20 protein-coding genes and 1 pseudogene are annotated in these 21193 nt (G+C 70.4%); 10 read left to right on the top strand and 11 right to left on the bottom strand.

Going from position 1 to position 21193, the window contains the following annotated elements:
* Positions 1-2148 carry a tetratricopeptide repeat protein gene (locus BR39_RS0103370; protein ID WP_029907730.1) on the top strand — a complete coding sequence of 716 codons (2148 nt, stop codon included), beginning with the start codon at positions 1-3 and terminating at the stop codon, positions 2146-2148.
* On the opposite strand, the gene BR39_RS0103365 is transcribed toward BR39_RS0103370, so the two are convergent.
* Complete coding sequence (locus tag BR39_RS0103365) at positions 2145-3977, bottom strand: ABC-F family ATP-binding cassette domain-containing protein (RefSeq protein WP_029907728.1); 1833 nt, start codon at positions 3975-3977, stop codon at positions 2145-2147. The two genes, BR39_RS0103370 and BR39_RS0103365, sit on opposite strands and share 4 nt — an antisense overlap.
* Positions 3978-4104: 127 nt before the next feature.
* On the opposite strand from BR39_RS0103365, the gene BR39_RS0103360 reads away from it, so the two are divergent.
* Entirely contained in the window at positions 4105-4854 is a 750-nt protein-coding gene (locus BR39_RS0103360; RefSeq protein WP_029907725.1) for a hypothetical protein, read from the top strand.
* A gap of 13 nt (positions 4855-4867) precedes the next feature.
* Here BR39_RS0103360 and BR39_RS0103355 read toward each other — a convergent pair whose 3' ends face one another.
* The 3 genes from BR39_RS0103355 to BR39_RS0103345 all read right to left on the bottom strand — a co-directional run bounded on the left by BR39_RS0103355 (position 4868) and on the right by BR39_RS0103345 (position 11465).
* A complete protein-coding gene (locus BR39_RS0103355) occupies positions 4868-5527 on the bottom strand; it encodes a transposase (RefSeq protein ID WP_051695140.1) in 660 nt (219 codons plus the stop codon).
* Between the two features lie 230 nt (positions 5528-5757).
* Positions 5758-8601 (bottom strand): TonB-dependent receptor, encoded by a 2844-nt coding sequence (locus BR39_RS0103350; protein ID WP_029907721.1) that lies wholly within the window; start codon positions 8599-8601, stop codon positions 5758-5760.
* 725 nt (positions 8602-9326) lie between these two features.
* Positions 9327-11465, bottom strand: coding sequence for a PBP1A family penicillin-binding protein (locus tag BR39_RS0103345; RefSeq protein WP_029907719.1), 2139 nt, complete (start codon positions 11463-11465; stop codon positions 9327-9329).
* Between the two features lie 54 nt (positions 11466-11519).
* Between BR39_RS0103345 and BR39_RS0103340 the strand changes: the two genes are divergently transcribed.
* On the top strand, positions 11520-12005 hold the full coding sequence (locus tag BR39_RS0103340) for a YcgN family cysteine cluster protein (protein ID WP_029907716.1): 486 nt from the start codon (positions 11520-11522) through the stop codon (positions 12003-12005).
* Positions 12006-12023: 18 nt separating this feature from the next.
* Here BR39_RS0103340 and BR39_RS0103335 read toward each other — a convergent pair whose 3' ends face one another.
* Positions 12024-12230 carry a hypothetical protein gene (locus tag BR39_RS0103335; protein WP_156035569.1) on the bottom strand — a complete coding sequence of 69 codons (207 nt, stop codon included), beginning with the start codon at positions 12228-12230 and terminating at the stop codon, positions 12024-12026.
* 170 nt (positions 12231-12400) lie between these two features.
* Between BR39_RS0103335 and BR39_RS0103330 the strand changes: the two genes are divergently transcribed.
* Complete coding sequence (locus BR39_RS0103330) at positions 12401-13084, top strand: DUF3313 family protein (protein ID WP_029907711.1); 684 nt, start codon at positions 12401-12403, stop codon at positions 13082-13084.
* A gap of 19 nt (positions 13085-13103) precedes the next feature.
* On the opposite strand, the gene BR39_RS0103325 is transcribed toward BR39_RS0103330, so the two are convergent.
* Positions 13104-13334, bottom strand: a complete 231-nt coding sequence (locus BR39_RS0103325; protein ID WP_029907709.1) for a DUF4287 domain-containing protein — start codon at positions 13332-13334, stop codon at positions 13104-13106.
* A gap of 293 nt (positions 13335-13627) precedes the next feature.
* Here BR39_RS0103325 and BR39_RS0103320 point away from each other — a divergent pair, with 293 nt between their 5' ends.
* Positions 13628-14242 (top strand): hypothetical protein, encoded by a 615-nt coding sequence (locus BR39_RS0103320; RefSeq protein ID WP_029907702.1) that lies wholly within the window; start codon positions 13628-13630, stop codon positions 14240-14242.
* Here BR39_RS0103320 and BR39_RS0103315 read toward each other — a convergent pair.
* The 3 genes from BR39_RS0103315 to BR39_RS0103310 form a co-directional block, all read right to left on the bottom strand.
* Positions 14239-15324, bottom strand: a complete 1086-nt coding sequence (locus tag BR39_RS0103315; RefSeq protein WP_369795629.1) for a 3-deoxy-7-phosphoheptulonate synthase — start codon at positions 15322-15324, stop codon at positions 14239-14241. The two genes, BR39_RS0103320 and BR39_RS0103315, sit on opposite strands and share 4 nt — an antisense overlap.
* A gap of 126 nt (positions 15325-15450) precedes the next feature.
* The gene (locus tag BR39_RS26340; protein WP_156035634.1) at positions 15451-15534 is read right to left on the bottom strand and encodes a hypothetical protein; all 84 of its coding nucleotides are present in this window, start codon (positions 15532-15534) and stop codon (positions 15451-15453) included.
* Positions 15535-15645: 111 nt separating this feature from the next.
* Entirely contained in the window at positions 15646-16389 is a 744-nt protein-coding gene (locus tag BR39_RS0103310; RefSeq protein WP_029907678.1) for a hypothetical protein, read from the bottom strand.
* A 212-nt stretch (positions 16390-16601) separates the two neighbouring features.
* Between BR39_RS0103310 and BR39_RS26900 the strand changes: the two genes are divergently transcribed.
* Together BR39_RS26900 and BR39_RS0103300 are read left to right on the top strand one after the other, a co-directional pair.
* The gene (locus BR39_RS26900; protein WP_231499388.1) at positions 16602-17081 is read left to right on the top strand and encodes a hypothetical protein; all 480 of its coding nucleotides are present in this window, start codon (positions 16602-16604) and stop codon (positions 17079-17081) included.
* Positions 17017-18216 (top strand): DNA-packaging protein, encoded by a 1200-nt coding sequence (locus tag BR39_RS0103300; RefSeq protein WP_231499387.1) that lies wholly within the window; start codon positions 17017-17019, stop codon positions 18214-18216. Before BR39_RS26900 ends, BR39_RS0103300 begins: the two co-directional genes overlap by 65 nt.
* A gap of 161 nt (positions 18217-18377) precedes the next feature.
* Here BR39_RS0103300 and BR39_RS0103295 read toward each other — a convergent pair whose 3' ends face one another.
* Positions 18378-18716 (bottom strand): endonuclease domain-containing protein, encoded by a 339-nt coding sequence (locus BR39_RS0103295; protein WP_231499386.1) that lies wholly within the window; start codon positions 18714-18716, stop codon positions 18378-18380.
* 90 nt (positions 18717-18806) lie between these two features.
* On the opposite strand from BR39_RS0103295, the pseudogene BR39_RS0103290 reads away from it, so the two are divergent.
* From BR39_RS0103290 to BR39_RS0103280, 3 genes and pseudogenes are all read left to right on the top strand, one after another.
* A pseudogene (locus tag BR39_RS0103290) lies at positions 18807-20052 on the top strand (phage portal protein).
* 143 nt (positions 20053-20195) lie between these two features.
* Positions 20196-20447, top strand: coding sequence for a hypothetical protein (locus tag BR39_RS0103285; RefSeq protein WP_029907664.1), 252 nt, complete (start codon positions 20196-20198; stop codon positions 20445-20447).
* Positions 20440-20880, top strand: a complete 441-nt coding sequence (locus BR39_RS0103280; RefSeq protein WP_029907662.1) for an HK97 family phage prohead protease — start codon at positions 20440-20442, stop codon at positions 20878-20880. The genes BR39_RS0103285 and BR39_RS0103280 overlap by 8 nt, the downstream gene beginning before the upstream one ends.
* Here BR39_RS0103280 and BR39_RS0103275 read toward each other — a convergent pair.
* A complete protein-coding gene (locus tag BR39_RS0103275; protein ID WP_029907660.1) occupies positions 20846-21154 on the bottom strand; it encodes a hypothetical protein in 309 nt (102 codons plus the stop codon). The genes BR39_RS0103280 and BR39_RS0103275 overlap by 35 nt on opposite strands.
* Positions 21155-21193 lie beyond the last annotated feature (39 nt).

The following is a 21193-nucleotide window of genomic DNA, read 5'->3' as shown; positions in this document are numbered from 1 at the left end:
ATGAACCGTCCCGTCCGCCTGCCGTCCCTGGTCCTCGCCCTGCTGGCGACGGCCGCCTCGGTCCCCAGCCTGGCCGCCACGGCGCCGGCCTCCGACCCCCTGGCCGCGTGCCTGGCCGGCGAGGCCTTCCCGCACAAGGGCGACCGCAAGAAGGTCGTCGACGATTGCGACAAGGCGATCGAGGCGGGCGTGGCCGATCCGGCGCAGCGCGCCAAGGTCCTGACCATCCGCAGCCAGGCCAAGTGGCGGCTGGACCTCAACGCCGAGGCCGAGAAGGACGCCGAGGCCGCCCTCAAGCTGGCGCCCGGCGACGCCGGGGCCCTGGTCGCGCGCGGCGCGGCCCGCATGGACCAGGACCGGGCCGACGAGGCGATCGCCGACTTCGACGCCGCCCTCAAGGTCCAGCCCCGCAACGCCGCGGCCCTGCTGTACCGCGGCCGCGTGCGCCAGTGGTTCAAGGACGACCGCGCCGGCGCCAAGGCCGACTACGACGCGGCCCTGGCGGTCGATCCCAAGTCGGTCCGCACCTATGTGCAGCGCGCCGACCTGACGATGGACGACGATCCGGCGGCCTCGGAGCGCGACCTGCGGTCGGCCCTGGCCTTGTCGCCCGGCGACGTGGACATCCTGCTGCCGCTGGGCCTGGCGATCGAATACCAGAAGCGCACGGCGGAGGCGCTGAAGGCCTACGGCGTGGCGGCGGCGGCCGACCCGGCCGACGCCCGGGCCCTGACCTACCGGTCGCTGCTCGAGCTGGGCTCGGACAAGGCCGCGGCCCTGCGCGACGCGGAGGCGGCCATCCGGGTGGAGCCCAAGCTGGCGCGGGCCCGCTACGTCCAGGGCCGGGCCCTGGAAGCGCTGGAGCGGCCCGACGAGGCCCTCGCCGCCTACCGCGAGACGGTGAAGCTGGACGAGGACTATCTGGACGCCTGGGTCGCCGTGGCGTTCCTCGAGCGCAAGGCCGAACGCTACGACGCGGCCCTGGCGGCGGCCGACGCCGGCCTCAAGCGCGCGTCGAAGAACACCGACCTGCTGTTCGAGCGCGCCATGATCCTGGGCGCCCGGGACGAGACGACCCGGGCCATAGAGGCCTACGGCGTCGTCATCGCCGCCCTGCCGAAGAGCGCCGCGGCCTACTACAATCGCGGCCAGCAGCTGTCCAAGAAGAGCGAGCACGAGGCGGCCCTCGCGGATTTCCGCAAGGCCGCCGAGCTGGATCCCAAGGACCTGGACGCCCTGATCAATATCGGCATCGAGCTGGGCAACCTGAACCAGGGCGATGCGGAGCTGAAGACCTACGACCAGGTCCTGGCCATCGATCCCGCCAACATCGCCGCCAAGGTCAACAAGGCCATCGTCTACGCCGATCGCGAGGACTGGCCGGCGGCGGTCGCGGCCTACCGCCTGGCGACCCAGGCGGCGCCGAAACGCGCGGACCTGCAGATCTCGTTGGGCGACGCCCTGGTGAACCAGGGCCAGTACGACGAGGCCAAGCGCGCCTACGACCAGGCCGTGAAGCTGGACGCCAAGGACGCCGGGGCCTGGCGCTCCCGCGCCCGGCTGCTGCGCCGAATGGGCCGCCTGCGGGAGTCCATCGCCGACTACGGCCGCGCCGTGGCCCTGGCGCCGGACGACGCCGACCTGCTGGTCGCCCGGGCCCAGGTGCTGTCCCTCGACGACCAGGAGGCCGCCGGCATGGCCGACCTGGACGCGGCGGTGAAGCTGGCCCCCAAGTCGGCCTTCGTCCTGAACAACCGCGCCCTGGCCCACGCCCGGGCCGAACGCTACGCCGCCGCCCTGGCCGACTACGACCAGGCGATCGTCGTCCAGCCCGACTACGAGCCGGCCTACTACAACCGCGCCGACGTGTTCATCGACCAGAGCCGCTACGACCGGGCCATCCGCGACCTGAACGCCTCGCTGCGCCTGTCGCCGAACGACAGCATGACCCTGGCCCGCAAGGGCCGGGTCTACTGGCTGGTGAAGGACTACCGCCGCGCGCTCGAGGAGCTGGACGCGGCCCTGGCGGCCGATCCGGAATACGCCGACGCCCTGCGCTGGCGCGCGGACGTCAAGGACGAGCTGGGCGACGGCCCCGGCGCCAAGTCGGACCGGGAGACGGCCGACCGCCTGGACAAGGCCAGCTAGCCCGCCAGCGCTTCCTTCTTCTCCTCCAGGGCCAGCCAGTCCTCCTCGGCCGTGGCCAGGTCGGCGCGGGCCTTGTCCAGGGCCTTCATCAGCTTGTCGAAGCCGACGGGGTCCTTGGCGTAGAGGTTCGGGTCGTGGAGCTTGGCCTCCAGGTCGCCGATGATCGTGGGCGAGGCGGCGATCAGGGCCTCGCACTCCTCGAGCCGCCGCTGGTCCTTGTAGGACAGCTTGACGGTCTTCTTCGGCGGCGGCGGGGCCGACGGGGTGACGATGGCCTTGTGCGAGCCCGCGCCCGTGGCGAAGTCGCCGGCCGCGCCCCGCGCGCCCTTGAAGAAATCCGGGGCCTGGTCGATCAGGTCGCTCCAGCCGCCGGGCGTCTCCAGCACCTTGCCGTGGCCGTTCATGGCGATGGTCGAGGTGGCCAGGCGGTCGATGAAGTCGCGGTCGTGGCTGACCAGGATGAGGGTTCCCTCGAAGTCGGCCAGCACCTCTTCCAGCAGGTCAAGGGTGTCCATGTCGAGGTCGTTGGTCGGCTCATCGAGGACCATCAGGTTGGTCGGCGTGGCCAGGGCCCGGGCCAGCAGCAGGCGGTTGCGTTCCCCGCCCGACAGGCTGGTGACCGGCTGGCGCAGCTGGGCCTCGGTGAACAGGAACTCCTTGGCGTAGCCGGCCACGTGCTTGGGCTGGCCGCGCACCAGGATCGAGTCGCCGCCGCCGGGGGTCAGGAAGTCCCACAGCGTCATCTTCTCCGACAGCGCCATGCGGTTCTGGTCGACGTAGGAGATCTCGAGATTGGTGCCCAGGGTGATGGTCCCGCTGTCGATCGGGATCTCGCCCAGCAGCATGCGCACCAGGGTGGTCTTGCCCGCCCCGTTGGGACCGACCAGGGCCACGCGGTCGCCGCGCAGGATGCGGGTCGAGAAGTCCTGGACGATCACCCGTTCGCCGAAGGTCTTGGTGACGTGCTTGGCCTCGACCACCTTCTTGCCGGACGTGCCCGAGCTCTCGACGGCCAGGGTCATGCTGCCGCGCTTGTCGGCCTGCAGGTCGCGTTTCTGGGCGCGCAGGTCCATCAGCGCCCGGCGGCGGCCCTCGTTGCGGGCCCGGCGGCCCTGGACGCCGCGCGCCAGCCAGGCGTTCTCGCGCTCCAGCTGCTTGTTCAGGCGGCGCTCCTCGTCGGCCTCGGCGGCCAGCACCTGCTCGCTCCAGACCTCGAACTCGTGGAAGCCCTTGTCCAGGCGGCGCACCTTGCGGTGCTCCAGCCAGAAGGTGCGCTGGGTGACGCGGTTGAGGAAGGCGCGGTCGTGGCTGACGATCAGGGCCGCGCACTTGGAATTGGCCAGCTCCTCTTCCAGCGTCTGGATGGCGAAGATGTCCAGGTGGTTGGTCGGCTCGTCCAGCAGCAGCACGTCGGGCTGCTCGGCGAACGCTCGTGCAAGGGCGGCGCGACGCCGCTCGCCGCCCGACAGGCCCACCGTGCTCTTGGCGTAGTCCAGGCCGAAGTCGGCCAGGGTGGCGTGGGCCTCGTAGTCCTCGGCGCCGCCGGCCGTGCAGTAGTCCAGCAGGGTCTCGCCGGTGATGTCCGGCTCCTGGCTGACATAGACGATCTTGGCGCCGGGCTGGGCCGCGCGCTCGCCGCTGTCGGCCTCGATGCCCTGGGCGGCCAGGATCTTCAGCAGGGTCGACTTGCCCGCCCCGTTGCGCCCGACCAGGCAGGCGCGCACCCGCGGCTCCAGCGCCAGGTCCACCCCGTCGAACAGCGGCTTGGCCCCATCGGCGAGGCGGACGTCCTTGAGGGCCAGGACAGGGGCGCGAGTCGGGGAAGCCATGATCGAGAGGGTCTAACTGTCGGACGGGAAGGGGAGGAGATGGGGGCGTATAGCAGGCGGGGCGAGGGGGCGGTGGGATTTATTGGGGCTTGCCCCGGCGGGCGAAACTAGCGCTACCTTGGCGAGCATGACCGACACCGCCGAACCCATCGCCAAACCCTATCGCGTCCACATGGTCGCCGCCGTGATCGTGGCGGGCCTGCTCTGGCTGGCCGACGGCCGGCTCTGGCCCTCGGTCGCGGATCGCCTGGGCGGCTTCTTCTGGCTGTTCCTCCTGCTGCAGCTCGTGCCGAACGCCTGGCTCTCGAAGTCGCGGCTGGGGCGGGTCGTGGCCGTGCTGCTCTACGGCGCGTTCTTCTGGATCGTCGGCGAAGGGCTCAGCGCGCGGGCCGCCGAGAGCAGCGGGGCGCGCAACCTGTTCCTGCTGGGCGGGGGCTGCATCCTGGCGGTGATCGCCGCCAACGCGATCTGGGACCGGGAGCCGCGGGCCTGGCGCGCCCGGATGGCGGCCTCGCGGATCACCTACGGCGTCGGCTCCTGCGTGCTGCTGGTCCTGGGCGGCGGCCTGATCTGGACCTTGATCGGCGCGCTCGACCCGGGCGCCGGCGCGAGCGCGCGGGCCGGCCTGACCGCCCTGTTCCTGGCCATGGGCGGCGGCCTGGCCCTGGCCCTCTGGCGGCTGGAGGGCTGGGCCCGCACCTTCGCCTGCTGGACGGTGGTTTCCCTGGCCTGGATCGGGATCATGACCGGCCTGGCCGCGGGCGCCGCCCCGTCCGGGATCGACCTCGGCGGCTGGCTGTTCGCGCTCCTCCCGCCCCTGATCGTCGGCGCGGTGCTGCTGGCCTACTACCGGATCAACAGGGCCTACAGGGTCTGACGGGGACGCACACTCACGGCAAGGCCTTGGCCGGTCTGGCTGGGGCCGTGGAGTGAGTGTGTGTCCCCTGTGTCGCCCGCTGCCAGGCCGCTGATCCCAAGGGGCGGCCTGTCCGCGTGGCGCCGCGCACCAGATCGTATCCTTCTTCGGGAGCGTCGAGATCGAAGAAGGTCGCCATCTCCGCGCCCAGGAGTTCGGCCAGCGGTTCGGGCGTCAGCAGGGGATCGGCCTCGCCGGTCAGGTGCGCCCGCACGCTGGACCAGGGCCAGTCGGCGGCCCGTTTGGTCAAGCCCGCGCGCACGGGGTTGAGGCCTACATAGCGAGCGCAAAGCCGAAGGTATGGCTCGTCCATCGGAAACGAGGCGAACCGGCCTTGCCAGAGATAGCCCGACCAACCTTCGCGGCGATTGATATGACGCGCGTAGCGGACGTGAGCCGCGCCGATCGCGCGCGCCAGGCTCGCCTCGTCGGGAGGCGTCGCGATCAGGTGGACGTGGTTGGGCATCAGGCAATAGGCCCAGACCTGGACCCCGGCCTCGGCGAAGACGCCGGCTGCGATGCGTAGATAGGTCGCGTAGTCGTCTACGCTGAAGAAGGTCGACTGCCGTCGATTGCCGCGCTGGGTCACATGATGCGGAACGCCCGGGAACACCACGCGCGCCGTTCTGGGCATCGATGCGATCTCCCCCGAAGATGATAAATTATGTTCTCTATTTGTTCTATTGTCAAGTGAGGCGGTGGGCGAAGGTGGGGACACACACTCACGGCACGGCCTCAGCCAGTCCGGCAGAGACTTGAGAGTGAGTGTGTGTCCCCTGTGTCGTCCCCAACGAAAAAGGGGCCGCCCTCGCGGGCGGCCCCTCCTCTCATCGGGGGCGAACTGATGCCCCCGTACGCGAGATCCTAGTACTTCAGGCGGACGCCCACCCGGAAGTAGCGGCCCACGATGCCCGACTGCGAGTAGGTCGGGTTCCAGTTCACGCCGGCGTAGTTGGCCGGGTTGAACATCGGGCCGGTGTCGAACAGGTTCATCACGTCGGCGTAGACGGTGGCCTTCTCGTTCACGTCGTAGGCGCCCGTCAGGTCGACGGTCGTGAACGACTTGACGCGGCAGTTGAAGGCGGCGTCGCCGTAGAGGCAGCCCTCGGTGTAGCTGTCGTCTTCCTCGCGCATGCCGCTGACGTAGCTCATCACGCCCGTCACGTGGATCGGGCCACGCTCGAAGGTGTTGGTCCACGACAGGCGGTTCTTGGGGGTGCCGGCGCCCGACGACAGCACGTACGGCGCTTCCTTGCCGACGTAGTTATACGTCGTGCCGTCCTGCGTGTACTTGTAGTCGAAGATGGTCGTGGCATCGAGGTTGCTGGACCACTTCACGTCGGCCGGCAGGTAGAACGTGGCTTGGACGTTCAGGTCCAGGCCGCTGGTCACCAGCGAGTCGGCGTTGATGTAGGGCGAGCTGACCGACAGCACGCGCGGCAGGGCCGTCGGGTGTTCCGGGTCGATCGCGTCCGGCGTGACGATGTAGCCGGCCGGGATGGCCTCGCCCGCGTAGTACGCGGCCAGGGCGACGCCGGCGCTGGCCTGGGCGATCACGTCGGTCTTCTTGATGTGGTAGTAGTCCAGCGAGATGCTGAAGCTGCGGGTCGGAGCCCACACGGCGCCCAGGGTGTAGCTGGTCGACTTTTCCGGATCCAGGTCCGGGTTGGCCGTGGTGATCGACGAGAGCGAGTAGTCCTTGATGTACTCGTTGTTGCCGTGCGAGTCGCGGAAGGCCGCGTACTTGTCCGCCTTGAACGAGAACGTCGTGAAGCCCTGGCTGGCCGAGTTGCCGGCTTCGGAGAACGACGGCGCGCGGAAGCCCTTCGAGATCGTGCCGCGCAGGGCGACCGTCTTGATGGGGGTGAACTTCACGCCGATCTTCGGCGAGAAGTTGCCGCCGAAGTCCGAGTAGTGGTCGTAGCGGCCCGAGGCGTTCACTTCGATCTTGTCGGTGATCGGCATGCCCAGTTCGGCGAAGGCCGAGGCCACGGTGCGGTTGCCCTCGGTGCGGGCGTTGCCCAGGCCTTGGGCGTCGTTCACCGGGTTCAGGGCCGGGTCGTTGGTGGCTTCGTAGCGGAACTCGCCGCCCAGGCCCAGCTGGGCGTCGCCGCCCGGCAGGCTGAAGACCGGACGCGAGGCCTGGAAGTTGATCGAGTCCAGGTCCGTGGTCGAGGTCTTGGCCAGGTCGGGCGACAGCGCGCTGCGCACGGCTTGGCTGTTCTTGGTCGGGTCGATGAAGTTGTAAGCGCCCGTCTGGATGTCGCTCATCAGCTGCTTGTAGCTGATGAAGCCGGTCAGGGTGCTTTCCAGCGAGTCATGCGCGATCACCAGGTTGGCCTGGTAGTTCCAGTCCGCGGCGGCGCCCTTCACGCCGCCCACCAGGCGCAGCATGCGGTTGGTGTAGTCCGACGTGGCCGGGATGTCGCTCCAGCGGTACTTGGTCAGGGCGTACTGGCCGCTGGCCGCGAACGGGTTGTTCGGGTTCAGCTGACGGTCGGCGGCGGTGGCGCAGTCGGCGCCGGCCGAGCAGATCCACACCGGCAGGACCAGGTTCGACAGGTTGTTCGGCGTGCTCGAGGTGAGCGTCGTCGGGGTGCCGTTCACCGAGGTCTTCGACTGGACGAAGCTGCCCGACATGTAGGCTTCGAGGTTGTCGGTCGGCTTGATCGTGAAGCGGCCGTAGATCGCGGCGCGTTCCTGCTTGGGCTGGATGTCGGCGAAGTTGGCGACGTTCTGGGCGCAGTAGGTGCCCATCGAGACGCCGTCCTCGTCGAACTGCTCGGTCAGCGGGGCGTTGCTGGCGCAGGTGCGCAGCGGCTGCCAGACCGAACCGTCGACGGCCAGGCCGGTGGTCAGGTCGTTGCCGGTGATCGTGGCCGGCTTGACGTTGCCGTAGAAGGTGCTGCCGCCGGTCTGCGGGTTGTTGTTCTGGCCGCCGGGGATCGAGGTCAGGTCGTTGGTGTTGTACGGGAAGCCGCGCTGGTCGCCCTTGATGCGCTTGTCCAGCTGGTACTCGACGTCGAGGTAGACGTTGTACTTGTCGGTATCCAGGTCGCCGTAGCCGACGTCGCCGGTGAAGCGGAACTGGTCGCCGCCGCCGTGCTGGCTGGCGCCGTACGAGGCGTCGGCGCTCATGCCCTGGTAGTTGGACTTCATGATGATGTTGACGACGCCGCCGATGGCGTCGGCGCCGTACAGCGACGAGGCGCCGTCCTTCAGGGTCTCGATGCGCTCAACGGCGTTGAACGGGATCGAGTTCAGGTCGACGAACGCCTTCTGGCCGTCGTCGGCCAGCGGGTAGTTGGCGTTCCGCAGGCCGTCGATCATGACCAGGGTCGAGTTGACCGACAGGCCGCGCAGCGACACGCCGGTCGAGCCGGCGGCGAAGCCGCTGCCGAAGGCGGCGGGGATCGAACCGGAGTTGTCGGCCGACAGGCTGCGGATGGCGTCGGAGATCGTGGTGATGCCCTGGGCCTTCAACTGCTCGGTGGTCTGCACGGTCACCGGCGACGGGGTCGCGGTGTCGGTGCGGCGCAGCAGCGAGCCGGTGACGACGACGGCTTCGACTTCGTTGTCGGCCGGCGCGGCGGCCTGGGCGGCCGTGGGGGCGGCGTCCTGGGCGTTCGCGGCGAAGGCGGCGAAGGTGGCGACCCCCGCGATCATCGTCGTCGCGAGCAGGCGCCCGCGGTTGGTCTGCAATTTCATGTCGGTCCCTCCGGGCGCTCGGAGCCTGGCCCTATCGACCCGCTCGTCCCGTCGCCCTGTCAGTTTCAGGTTTCCCGGAGGACCTCCGTCCCCGGTTGACGTTGGGATAGGAGCGGCCCGAGACGACCGTCAATCGTGGACGCCGTTATGTAATGAATATGTCTAGGACCTGTCACATCCAAGCAACGGCTGATACCCAATTGCGGCGGGAATGGGACTTTTGGGTGTCAGCGGTGCAATGGGGCGTAGAGAAAACGCCGATATCTAAGCCTCACTATTCAGATGAGTCCTCAAATAGCTCTGTGATCTGAGTGTGAATCCTTGCGAGGCTGTAAGTACTGTAACGTTGCTCATCGACGGTCGATATCTTCAGATCGATTATCGATATGTGTAACCGCACAAATGGTTGATTTCAGACGGTTTGATGCGCGTCGTAAGGGGTTGCGGGGTGGCAGGCATTTGGGGGGATGGAACGGGGATGGAGGGCGCGCGACACCCTCTCTCTTGGAGAGAGGGAGGGGCCCATGGCGAAGCCATGGGAGGGTGAGTGGTTACACCCTCACCGAAAGGGGCGTCGGCCGTTCGGCCGGCCGTCTTGCTCTTCTTCCCGCGATCCAAGCGTGGCGGAACGGATGGAGGTTTCCGGCCGGCGGTGAAACCACTCACCCTCCCACCGCTTCGCGGCGGGCCCCTCCCTCTCTCAAAGAGAGAGGGATTCAGGTTGCCTAGTAAGGCAGCTGCTCCGGCGCCTGGCCCGGCGTCGGCGCGCTGTCCGGCGTGGCCGGGGGCTCCAGCTCCGAGGCCGAGCGGGCGAATTCGGCCGACAGGGTCTCGTAGAAGCCGTTGCGGGGATCGGGCGAGGACTGGGGCTCGGGATCGGGCAGCAGCCACGGGAAGTCGCGCACCGCCACGCCCTCGTGGGCCACCAGCATGTAGCGCCGCCAGATGCTGGCCGGGATGTCGCCGCCGACCACCTTGTTCATCGGCCGGTCGTCGTCGTTGCCCACCCAGACGCCGGTGACGTAGTCGGGGGTGAAGCCCACGAACCAGGCGTCGCGCCAGTTCTGGCTGGTGCCGGTCTTGCCCGCCGCCGGCCAGCCGAACGCGGCCCGCTTGGCGGTGCCCACCTCGACCACCTTCTTCATCATCTTGACCATCATGCTGGCCTTGCTGATGTCGTAGACGCTGGAGGGCGTCGCGGGGGCGGTGTGGTTGAAGATCGGCTCGCCGCCCTGGGTGGCGATGCTCTCGATCACGTAGGGCTGGACGCGCAGGCCCCCCTGCTGGAACACCTGGAAGCCCGAGGTCAGCTGCAGCAGGTTGACCTCGTAGGCCCCCAGCGCCACCGACAGGTCGGGGTTGGAGGGCAGGCTGGTGATCCCGAACCGCCGGGCCAGGTCGCCGATCGCGGGACCCCCGGCCTCCTGGGCCAGCTTGACGGCGATGGTGTTGATCGAATTGACCAGGGCGTCCTGCACGGTCATCGGGCCGCGATAGCCGCCGGCGTAGTTCTCGGGCTTCCAGTCGCCGAACTGGACGGGGCCGTCCACGCGGATGTCGGTGGGCAGCACCCCCTTCTCCAGGGCGGCGGCGTAGACGAACGGCTTGAAGGTCGAGCCCGGCTGGCGGCGGGCCTGGACGGCGCGGTTGAACGGGCTTTCGCTATAGTCGGTCCCGCCGACCATGGCGCGGATGGCGCCGTCGCCCGACAGCGACAGCAGGGCCGCCTGGCGGGCTCCGGCGCCCTCGCCGGCCACGCGGATGGCCTCGCGGACCGTCTGGGCCCCGGCGTGCTGCAGGCGCGGGTCGATGGTCAGGCGCACCACCAGGTCGGGGGCGTTCTGGCCGGCGATGCGGACGGCTTCCGAGGTGGCGTAGTCCAGCACCCAGCCGAAGTCGCCCTCATCCTGGGCGGCCAGGGGCGAGAGGCGCGGGGTGTCGTCCAGGGCCCGGCTCTCCTGCTCGGCGGTGATCCAGCCCTCCTTGCGCATGTTGGCCAGGATCAGGCGCGAGCGGGCCAGGGCGCCGGACATGTCGCGGGTCAGGGCCAGGCGCGAGGGGGCCTTCATCAGGCTGGCCAGCAGGGCCGATTCCGACAGGGTCAGCTGGCTGGCGGGCTTGTTGAAATAGGTCTGGGCCGCGCCGTCGACGCCGTAGGTGCCGGCCCCGAAATAGACCCGGTTCAGATAGAGCTCGAGGATCTCGTCCTTGGTCAGCACCCGCTCCAGCTTCCAGGCCAGGTACATCTCCTGGACCTTGCGCCTGGTGATGCGGTCGGGGGTCAGGAACAGGCCCTTGGCCAGCTGCTGGCTGAGGGTCGAGCCGCCCTGCACGGTGCGGCCCGCCTTGTGGTTGGCCCAGGCGGCGCGGGCGATGCCGTAGAGGTCGATGGCCCCGTGCTTGTAGAACCGGCGGTCCTCGGCGGCCAGGAAGGCCAGGGGCACGTAGTTGGGCACGCCCGCCAGGGTGATGCGCTGGCCGTACCGCGGGCCGCGGGTGGCGATCACCTGGCCGTTGCGGTCCTCGAAGCGGATGCCCGGCGCCCGGTTCACGGCGAACAGGGCCTCGCGCGAGGGCAGGGGCGGGGCGTCCTTCAGGTACTTGAGCCAGACATAGGTCCCGCCGGCCCCGGCGGCCAGCAGGCCCAGGACCAGCACGACCAGCAGCGGGATCCAGATCCACCGCGCCTTGCGGGCCTTCGCCTTGGCCTTGGCGTGCTTCAAATCCGCGCGGTAGGGCTCTTCCGGCGGCGGCTCGGGAGGCGGCGGCGGGGGCGGGGAAGCGCCGAATTCCGGCGGCCGCGCGGGCTCCTGGCCCGCCGGCTTGTCGTCGAAGCGATAGGGCGGCAGCGTCCAGTCGTTCAAGTCGGCCCCACGGTCCCGTTTGGTCTCAGCGTCATTTGGGTTTAGGACGCCGCGATGATGGCGCGCAAACCTTTCTGGGAGACGAAGTCCCTAAACCAGATGACCGTCCCCGAGTGGGAGAGTCTATGCGACGGCTGCGGCCTTTGCTGCCTGGTTCGCTTCGAAGACGAAGACACCGGCGAGATCATCCCCACGCGGGTGCACTGCCAGCTGTTCGACGAGCACCGCTGCACCTGCAAGGACTATCCCAACCGCAGGAAGACCGTGCCCGACTGCATCAAGCTGACGCCCCACAACATCGAGGGGCTGGAGTGGATGCCGCCGTCCTGCGCCTACCGCCGGCTGCACGAGGGCAAGAGCCTGCCGCTGTGGCACCCGCTGATCACCGGCGACCCGGAAAGCACCCACAAGGCGGGCATCTCGGTGCGCGACCAGACGGTCAGCGAGCTGTGCTTCGAGGACCCGGAGGACGCCCTGGACTTCGTGGCGACCGACCTGATGTACGACAAGAGCGACGTGATCTACGACCCCGAGGACTGAGGGTTCTGAACGGGGGCCTCAGGCCTCCGTCCGCCGCTCGTCCAGCGCCGGCCACGGGACAAAGGCCAGCAGCAGATAGCAGACGAAGACGCCGCCCGGGATCAGGCATAGCGCCACCCACCAGGGCGAGAAGCCGGCCCGCTGGAGAATTCGCGCGCCGGGATACAGGGCGGCGCACAACACGGCCGTGGCGCCCAGAAAGACCAGCCAGTGTATCCAGGACATGCTTCCCATCGCGGGCTCCCCAAAAGCAATGGTCGAGCTTGCGACGTTTCGGGAGACGCCCGCAACCCCTCGCATCGGTATGTTCCCGGGCCCGGCAAGGGTTTGCACCGATAGACACCCTGGGGCCTCCGCCGGATCGTCGCCACGGATCAGGCATCCGGAGCGCCATCATGGACAGACGCCGTTTCACCACCCTCGCCCTGGGCGGTCTCGTCTTCACCGCCGTCGCCCGACCCGCCCTGGCGGCCAAGCCGCCGGCCGAGTGGGACGGGCTGGTCAAGGTCAAGGCCAAGCGGTTCGAGCTGGTCTATCTGCGGCCCGGCGCCGACTTCCGCGGCTACGCCAAGGTGATCATCGACCCCACGGAGATCGCGTTCGAGAAGAACTGGCAGCGCGACTTCAACAGGGACCAGCGGTCGCCCTCGATGGAGATCACCGACCGGGACATCGCGCGCATCGCCGAGGAGGGCCGCAAGGGCGCCACCAAGATCCTCGAGAAGGCCTATACGGACGGCGGCTATCCGGTGGTCACCGAGGCGGCGTCCGACGTCCTGCGGGTGCGCACCGCCCTGATCGACATCACCGTCACCGCGCCGGACATCGACACCCCCGGGATCGTCCGCAGCTACAGCCGCGACGCGGGCGGGGCCACCCTGGTGGTGGAAGCCCGGGATTCCCTGACCGGCTCGCTGCTGGGCCGGGCGGTCGACAGCCGGACGATCGACGACTTCTCGATGGAATGGCGCAACCGGGTCAGCAACCGCCAGGACTTCGGCCGCCAGGTCGAGACCTGGGCCAAGAACAGCGTCAAGGGCCTGAACGAGCTGAAGTCGCTGTCGCCGATCGCGGGGTAGGGGCGCGGGGGGAAGGGCGCTAGGCGTCCCCCTCCGCCCGCTTGCCCGACAGCAGGGCGTAGATCGCCATCGCATGGCCGTGGCCCAGGTCCAGTTCACCCTTGCCCCAGGCCACGACCTGGCCGGCCTTGACCCCCGGCTTCAGCGCCCCGTCGGTCGACAGCCCCGCGGCGTCGGCCGCCGTCTTCAGCCCGTCGGCGTCGAGGCCGGTCTTGGCCTGGATGGTGTCGAGATAGCCTTGGAACGACATGGCGGGCTCCGTTTCGGTGTTCGGAGCTAGGACGGGGCAGGTCGGTCGGAGCCGACAGAGGGAGCGGATTTTCCGCCGCCTCCCCTCACGTTGTCATCCCGGAAGCCCCGCAGGGGCTGTCCGGGACCCAGGGGACTGGGCTGGCGCGGTGCGGTTCACCTGGGTCCCGGACAAGCGCTGCGCGCTTTCCGGGATGACGACGGCGTTCGAGGCCTCGAAGAGGTCCAAGCTCGGCCACACTTCAGTCCGCAATCCAGGGCGCAGTACCCGCCGTCTTGGGAGGACGGGGCGGCATGGCCGGACGGGGGAAGACACGGGCCGGCGGCGTGCGCACGGCCGCGATCGCCGTGTCGGCCGTCTTCCATGGGGTCCTGCTCGTCCTGCTGGTGCGCTACGCGTCGCGAACCGAGCCGGCGCTTGTCGAACCCCCCGTCATCCAGGCCTCGCTGGTCCCGCCCGCCTCTCCGGGCACGCCCCGCCGCGACCGGGCCCGTCCGTCGGCGCCGGAGGATCGCGCCGCCCGGGCCCGGACCAGGCCCGAGCCGGAGGTCCAGGCGGCGGCGTCCCCGCCGCCCGGCGACGTGGCGCCCTTCACGATGGGCGACTCCCGGCCGGAGCCCGCGCCAGCGCAGGGGCCGGCGCCGGTCCTGCGAGGCCTGGGCGGCTGCGCGCGGGCCGACCTGACCCGCCGCGAGCGCGAGGACTGCGAGGCCCGGCGCTGGGCGGACGCCGCCCCGGCCAACCCGCGCCTGAACCTGGACCTGACCGGCCGCTACGCCAAGAACCCTGAGCCGTTCCTGTCGCGCCGGCCCAGCAAGGGCTGCCGGGCCCGCCTGGCCGGCGACGTGGACGGCATGGGCAACGACATGAACGCCCGCGCCGGGATCACCTGCGTGAAGCCGTTCTAGCCGGCCCGCCCCGCCCGGCCCGCCTTCACCGCCGCGGCCAGGGCGTCCAGCATCCGCACCGAGGTCTCCCAATCGACGCAGGCGTCGGTGACCGACTGGCCGTAGACCAGCGGCTGGCCGGGGACGATGTCCTGGCGGCCGGCGACCAGGTTGCTCTCGATCATCACGCCCATGATCGGCGCGGCGCCGGTCGCCACCTGGGCGGCGATGTCGGCCACCACGGCCGGCTGGTTCTCGTGGTTCTTGCCGCTGTTGGCGTGGCTGGCGTCGACCATCAGACGCGCCGGCAGGCCCGCCTTGGTCAGCGCTTCAGCCGCCGCCGCGACGCTGGCGGCGTCGTAGTTGGGGGCCTTGCCGCCGCGCAGCACCACGTGGCCGTCCTCGTTGCCGGTGGTGGTGGCGATGGCCGCGCGGCCCTCCTTGGTCACGGCCAGGAAATGGTGCGGCTGGGCCGCCGCCGTCACCGCGTCCACGGCCACCTTCACGTCGCCGTTGGTGCCGTTCTTGAAGCCCACCGGGCACGACAGGCCCGAGGCCATCTCGCGGTGGATCTGGCTCTCGGTGGTGCGGGCCCCGATCGCGCCCCAGGCCACCAGGTCGGCGATGTACTGGGGCGTCGTCACGTCCAGGAATTCGCAGGCCGCCGGCAGGCCCTGGGCGCTGACGTCCAGCAGCACCCGCCGCGCCAGCCGCAGGCCCTCGTTGATCCGGAAGCCGCCGTCCAGGCCCGGGTCGTTGATCAGGCCCTTCCAGCCGACCGTGGTGCGGGGCTTCTCGAAATAGACCCGCATGATCACCTCCAGCTCGCCGGCGTGGCGCTCGCGCTCGGCCGCCAGGCGCTGGGCGTAGTCGAGGGCGGCCTTGGGGTCGTGGATCGAGCACGGCCCGATCACCACCACCAGCCGGTCGTCCTGGCCGTGCAGGATGCGGTGGACGGCGGCGCGGGCGTCGCCCACCACCTCGGCCACCGACGAGCTGGCGGGGGCCTCGCCGATCACCTGGGCGGGCGGACTGAGGGTCTGGAGCTGTTTGATCCGCAGGTCGTCGGTGGGGACGGGGAGTGCTGCGAGATTTTGGGCGATATTGGCGGCGGCGGTCGAGGAAGGCACGGCGGTAACTCCTGGAAGTCTGGGAGGTCCGGCGGCCATCAAAAAAGCCGCCCGGGGAACCCCTGGCGGCTGGTGAAAGGTGTTCTAAAGAGCCTGATCTCAGGCCGAACGATCCCCTCCCGGCGCCAGAGGCGTCGGATAGCTAAAATACCAAAACAGCTGTTGCTGGGCGGCGAGGATCATGGGGCCAAGGTAGGGGCAAGTTCGGCGGATGTCACCCCCGGGCGGTGATTGAAATTCTGCAGGGGCTTCCAAAGTCCCGTCGTGCGCGGCCCAGGACCGGCGGTCGGGCCGTCAGTCGGCCGGCCTCAGGACATGCTGGAAGGCCCGCCCATCGTCCTCGAGCATCCCCGCCTGGTAGTGCGCGAGGCATTCGGCGTCGCCGTCCATTGACCGCTTCACGCCGGCGGCGGTCAGCTTGTCGTCGATGGGCCGCAGGGCCGCGGTCCAGGTCGCGGGGTCCGCCATCCTGAACGACAGCCGGGCTTCCCGCTTTCCCGGAAAGGCGACGAGATACGCCACGCCGTAGTGGGGCTCGGATCCGGCGTTGCGGCGGGAGGTCGAGCACCCGCCGGTGATCTCGACCGCCTGCTCCCAGCGCCATTGATCGTGGGGCGCGCCGTCGCGAAGCCACTGGACGCCGTCGATCGTCGCCACGCCGACGTCGCGCCCGCCGAGCCAGCGATAGACCGCGGCGTCGCCGCCGATCAGGACGGCGAGCCCCAGCACCAGGGCGACGCGCCAGCGGGGGCGCAAGGTCGGCAGGAACTGGCGGAACCGGAGGCCGAAGGCGCCGGGCACCACGACGAGGGGCGTGAGCAGCAGCGCCATGCCCAGCACCAGGGGCCAGCCCACGTCTTCCCGCCACCAGAAGATCATCCCGGGCGCCGCCCGGGCGAAGGCTTCCATGCGCGGCTCGACGGAGGCGTCGGCCCACCCGATCGCGGCGACGCCGCCGACGGTCAGGATCGCGGCCAGGACGACGCCCGCGATCTTCTGGAAGATCAGGTCGCCTTCATCGACTTGGGGTTCGGTCATACGGCCTAGCTACTGCCTCGCGGACGGCCGGGAAAGCGCGCCGACCGCGGCGGATGGCGTTCCGGGGCCGGCCTGACGGGGATGGAGCGTCGTCGATGCTCGGCGGATAGCGATCGATCTTAAGCGAAATCAAGGCCTTGAACTTTTTCGACCTAAGTTATCAGCGGCGCTCGCTGCTCCCGTACCTTTGTGTCATGGCCGGGAGAAGCGAGATGAGCCCCGAACACAGCATCAGAAACAGCGACGCCGTGTTGGCGGACCTGCAGGCCTTCAACGTCGATCGGATCAAGACCGACGCGCCCGCGTGCTCCAAGGCCGAACTCAACGCGCTGATCGCCGGCTCCGGCCTGGCCAGCCGCCGTGTCAGCGGCGCCCTGTCGGCCAGCCGCAAGGGCGTGGCCGATGTCGCGGCCCGGGCCAAGGCCGCCGAGGCGGTGGGGCTGAAGGTCCCGGCCGCCAACGAGAACCAGGCCGAGACCCCCGAGGAGATGGAAATGGATGACGACACTGGTCGAACCCCCGAGCGGGTGGAGCAAGTTCGAGCCGAGATCCGACGCCGACTGGGCGTTGTTGAAGGAGCCCGAGAATCTAAATCTCTGGACGGAGCTGGCGCCGTGGAAGCTGGTGATGCGCTGCTTGACGGCGTTGCGGGCGCGGCGAGCGCGGGCGCCGCATCAGACTCCCCCGTCTGACCCCTGGACCACCTGGCTGTTCCTGGGCGGTCGGGGCGCCGGCAAGACCTTCGCCGGCGCCGCCTGGATCAAAGAGCAGGCCGAACGCCAAGGCAGCCTCGCGCTCGTCGGGCCCACCTTCCACGACGTGCGCGAGGTGATGATCGAGGGCCCTTCGGGCATCAAGAGTCTGTACCTCCCCGGTGAGCGCCCCCGTTGGGAGGTCAGCCGCCGGCGGCTGGTGTTCAAGTCGGGCGCCGTCGCCCAGGCCTTCTCCGCCGAGGACCCCGACGCCCTGCGCGGGCCGCAGTTCCACGCCGCCTGGGCCGACGAGTTCTGCGCCTGGCCGAAACCCGCCGAGACCCTGGCCATGCTGCGTTTCGGCCTGCGCCTGGGGACCGATCCGCGCCTGGTGGTCACCACCACGCCCCGCCCGATCCGCGCCCTGCGCAATCTGATCGCCGAGCCGGGCACGGTCGACACCCGGGCCCCGACCTCGGCGAACGCCGCCCACCTGGCGCCGGCCTTCCTGTCGACGCTGCAGGGCCTCTACGGCGGCACGCGGCTTGCCGCGCAGGAATTGGATGGATTGATCGTCGAGGGCGAGGGCGGCCTGTTCCGCGCCGAGGACCTGGCCCGCTGCCGGGGCGCGCCGCCGGCCGCCTTCGAGCGCGTGGTCGTGGCCGTCGATCCGCCGGCCACGGCGGGCGGCGACGCCTGCGGGATCGTGGTCTGCGGACGCTTTGACGGAAGAGCCTTCGTGCTCGAGGACCGCACCGCCCGCGGCCTGTCGCCCAACGCCTGGGCCCGCCGCGCGGTCGAGGCCGCCGTCGCCTGGTCGGCCGACGCCCTGGTGGCCGAGGCCAACCAGGGCGGCGACATGGTCCGCTCGGTCCTGGCCCAGGCGGGGCCGCCGTGCCCGGTGAAACTGGTCAAGGCCTCGACCGGCAAACGGGCGAGGGCCGAGCCGGTGGCGGCCTTGTACGAACAGGGCAGGGTGGTCCACTGCGGGGCGTTCGTCGCCCTGGAGGAGGAACTGATGGCCCTGGGCTCCGGCGACCTGGACCACAGCCCGGACCGGGCGGATGCGCTGGTCTGGGCGGTGAGCGATCTGATGCTGGGGGTGGGGCGACGGCCGCGGTTGTCGGTGTTGTGAGGCTCTTCCCCCTCCGGGGGAGGAGCGCCGAAGGCGCGGAGGGGGCAAGTGATCGCCGGTGCGATGTTACTCTTCTGTCGCCCTGCACCGAACACTTGCCCCCTACGGACCGCTTCGCGGTCGTCTTCCCCCATAGGGGGAAGAGCGCGAGGCTCCGCCCCCTACGGGGGCGGACAGGCGGCGAAGCCGCCAGGTGGGGGCAAGTGGGTGAGCTGCTCACGGATGGCCATCAGCGCGCCGTCGAGGGAGTTGAGCACCCCGCTCGCCGGAAGGCGCAGGGTCATGATTCCCTGTCGCGCCAGCCAACGATCCCGCGCCGCGTCCTTCTCTGAACGATCTTCGGCGTAGTGCTCCGCGCCGTCGACCTCGACCGCCAGCCGGTGCGCCGGACAGAAGAAGTCCAGCACGTACGGTCCGATCGGATGCTGGCGTCGAAACTTCAAGCCATCCAGCTGTCCTCGCCGGATGGCGTTCCACAGCATCAGTTCCGGCAGGGACATCTCTTTGCGAAGCCGTCTGGCGTTGGCGATCGTAGGTCGTGGCGCAGGCATGTGGCTCACCCCCTTGCCCCCACCTGACCGCGACGCGGTCTGTCCGCCCCCGTAGGGGGCGGAGCCTCTTGGCCGGGCGGCTCATCCCTAACATGTTCCCGTTATGTTCTCAACCTCCGCGAGGCCTTCCATGCCCCTGTTCAAACCCCGCCCGCCCGAGGCCAAGGACTCCCGCGCCGCCCGCCTGATCGCCCTGACCACGGCCGGACGTCCTCGCTGGACGCCGCGCGACTACGCGGCCCTGGCGTCGGAAGGTTTCGCCAAGAACCCGATCGCCTATCGCTGCGTGCGAATGATCGCCGAGGCCGCCGCCGCGGTGCCGCTCACCGTCTTCGTCGGTGGGAAACGCGCCGACGACCATCCGCTGCGCCGGCTGCTCCAGGCCCCCAATCCCGAGCAGGGCGGGGCCGACCTGATGGAGGCGTTCTTCGGCCATCTGCAGGTGGCGGGGAACGGCTATCTCGAAGCGTCCCAGGACAACACGGGCGGTGACGCCGTCCCGACCGAGCTCTACGCCCTGCGACCCGACCGCATGACCGTGGCGCCCGGCCCGCGCGGCTGGCCGCTGGCCTACGACTACCAGGTCGCCGGCCGCACCGCCCGGATCGGCCGCGACGCGTCCGGCTGGCTGCCCGTGCTGCACCTGCGGCTGTTCAACCCCACCGACGACCACTACGGCTTCTCGCCGCTGGAGGCCGCCGCCTTCGCCATCGACGTGCACAACGCCTCGGGCGCCTGGAACAAGGCCCTGCTCGACAACTCCGCCCGGCCGTCGGGGGCCCTGGTCTACGCCAACCGCGAGGCCGGCGACCGGCTCAGCGCCGAGCAGTTCGAGCGGCTGAAGGCCGAGCTGGGCGACGCCCACGCCGGGACCGCCAACGCCGGCCGGCCGCTGCTGCTGGAGGGCGGGCTGGACTGGCGGCCGATGTCGCTGACGCCCGCCGACATGGACTTCGTCGAGGGCAAGCACGCCGCCGCCCGCGAGATCGCCCTGGCCTTCGGCGTGCCGCCCCAGCTGCTGGGCGTGCCGGGCGACGCGACCTACGCCAACTACCGCGAGGCCAACGGCGCGTTCTGGCGGCACACGGTCGTGCCCCTGGCCGAGCGGGCGGCGCGGGCGCTGTCGGTGTGGCTCGAGCCGAAGTTCCCGGGCGCGCGGGTGGCCTGCGACCTGGACGCCGTGCCGGCGCTGTCGGCCGAACGGGATGCGCTGTGGGCGCGGCTGGAGGGGGCGAGTTTCCTCACGGACGCGGAGCGGCGGCGGTTGGCGGGGTTGGAGGGCTGACACTTGCCCCCACCTGGCGGCTTCGCCGCCTGTCCGCCCCCGTAGGGGGCGGAGCCTGACGCGCGAGGCTCTTCCCCCTCCGGGGGAAGACGACCGCGAAGCGGTCCGTAGGGGGCAAGTGCTCGCCGCCCCAGGAGAAACCCATGACCTCACCCACCCGCTGGCGGCTCGACCGCCAGGTCTCGGTCGGCCTCCTCGTGGCCGTGGCCCTGCAGGCCGCCGCCGCCCTGATGTGGGCCGGACGGGCGTCGGCGCGGATCGACGACCTGCGCCAGCGCCTCGACGCCCAGGCCCCGGTCGCCGAGCGCCTGGCCCGACTGGAAGCCCAGACCGAGGCTGCCCGCGCCTCGCTGGCCCGGATCGAGAGCAAGCTGGACGGAGACCGGAATGACTGAAGACGACCTCCCCATCGAAGGCCACGCCAGCCTCTTCTGGACGCGCGACCTCAACGACGACGTCACGGCCGCCGGGGCCTTCGCCGCCAGCCTGGCGCGCACCGGCCCGGCGGCCGTGAAGATGCTGCACCAGCACGACGACGCCGAGCCGATCGGGGTCTGGGACGAGCTCTTCGAGGACGCCCAGGGCCTCTACGTCCGGGGCCGCGTCCTGCGCACGACGCCGCGCGGCCGCCTGGTCGCCGCCCTGGTCGAGGCCGGGGCCCTGGACGGCCTCTCCATTGGCTTCCGCGCCGTGAAGGCCCGCCCCGACGAGACCGGACGCCTGCGCGTGCTGACCGGGGTGGAGCTGTGGGAGGTGTCGATCGTCACCTTCCCGATGCTGCCGGGGGCGCGGCTCAGGGTGAGCCGGGGTTCGGGACGAGGCTCCTGACCGGCGGCGGCGGCAAGGGCGGCGGCGGCATCCGGTAGCCTTCGTCGTACAGGCACAGCTTCCGGGCGCTGTTCCACAGGCAACCGGCGGCGTCGACGCCCGGCGGCCCGAGCCTCGTGCACTGGGCTTCGGTGCGCCGGGCCTGGCACACCGCGGCGCCGGTTTCGCGCGCGGGCGGGGCCTGGTCCGACGGCGAGGCGCAGGCCGAGCCGAGCAGAGAGGCCGCGAGCAGGGCGGCGACGGCCGCCGGGCGGCGGTTCGCTGAGAGGTCCATGCCCCACCATAGCGCGCGGCGTCGGCCTTGGAAGTTCGG

This window comes from Caulobacter sp. UNC358MFTsu5.1 (assembly GCF_000712075.1).
GTDB lineage: Bacteria > Pseudomonadota > Alphaproteobacteria > Caulobacterales > Caulobacteraceae > Caulobacter.
The sequence above is the reverse complement of the archived record's forward strand: the minus strand, read 5'-3'. Positions and strand labels throughout refer to the sequence as shown.

Excerpts from the sequence above, each read along its gene's own strand:
- BR39_RS0103355 (WP_051695140.1), bottom strand. The coding sequence starts at position 5,527 with ATGCCCAGAACGGCGCGCGTGGTGTTCCCGGGCGTTCCGCATCATGTG.
- BR39_RS0103325 (WP_029907709.1), bottom strand. The coding sequence starts at position 13,334 with ATGTCGTTCCAAGGCTATCTCGACACCATCCAGGCCAAGACCGGCCTC.
- BR39_RS0103365 (WP_029907728.1), bottom strand. The coding sequence starts at position 3,977 with ATGGCTTCCCCGACTCGCGCCCCTGTCCTGGCCCTCAAGGACGTCCGC.
- BR39_RS0103295 (WP_231499386.1), bottom strand. The coding sequence starts at position 18,716 with ATGTCCCTGCCGGAACTGATGCTGTGGAACGCCATCCGGCGAGGACAG.
- BR39_RS0103320 (WP_029907702.1), top strand. The coding sequence starts at position 13,628 with ATGGCCGGACGGGGGAAGACACGGGCCGGCGGCGTGCGCACGGCCGCG.
- BR39_RS0103330 (WP_029907711.1), top strand. The coding sequence starts at position 12,401 with ATGGACAGACGCCGTTTCACCACCCTCGCCCTGGGCGGTCTCGTCTTC.
- BR39_RS0103280 (WP_029907662.1), top strand. The coding sequence starts at position 20,440 with ATGACTGAAGACGACCTCCCCATCGAAGGCCACGCCAGCCTCTTCTGG.
- BR39_RS0103350 (WP_029907721.1), bottom strand. The coding sequence starts at position 8,601 with ATGAAATTGCAGACCAACCGCGGGCGCCTGCTCGCGACGACGATGATC.
- BR39_RS0103310 (WP_029907678.1), bottom strand. The coding sequence starts at position 16,389 with ATGACCGAACCCCAAGTCGATGAAGGCGACCTGATCTTCCAGAAGATC.
- BR39_RS0103285 (WP_029907664.1), top strand. The coding sequence starts at position 20,196 with ATGACCTCACCCACCCGCTGGCGGCTCGACCGCCAGGTCTCGGTCGGC.
- BR39_RS26340 (WP_156035634.1), bottom strand. The coding sequence starts at position 15,534 with ATGATCCTCGCCGCCCAGCAACAGCTGTTTTGGTATTTTAGCTATCCG.
- BR39_RS0103335 (WP_156035569.1), bottom strand. The coding sequence starts at position 12,230 with ATGTCCTGGATACACTGGCTGGTCTTTCTGGGCGCCACGGCCGTGTTG.
- BR39_RS0103370 (WP_029907730.1), top strand. The coding sequence starts at position 1 with ATGAACCGTCCCGTCCGCCTGCCGTCCCTGGTCCTCGCCCTGCTGGCG.
- BR39_RS0103275 (WP_029907660.1), bottom strand. The coding sequence starts at position 21,154 with ATGGACCTCTCAGCGAACCGCCGCCCGGCGGCCGTCGCCGCCCTGCTC.
- BR39_RS0103360 (WP_029907725.1), top strand. The coding sequence starts at position 4,105 with ATGACCGACACCGCCGAACCCATCGCCAAACCCTATCGCGTCCACATG.
- BR39_RS26900 (WP_231499388.1), top strand. The coding sequence starts at position 16,602 with ATGAGCCCCGAACACAGCATCAGAAACAGCGACGCCGTGTTGGCGGAC.
- BR39_RS0103340 (WP_029907716.1), top strand. The coding sequence starts at position 11,520 with ATGATGGCGCGCAAACCTTTCTGGGAGACGAAGTCCCTAAACCAGATG.
- BR39_RS0103300 (WP_231499387.1), top strand. The coding sequence starts at position 17,017 with ATGCGCTGCTTGACGGCGTTGCGGGCGCGGCGAGCGCGGGCGCCGCAT.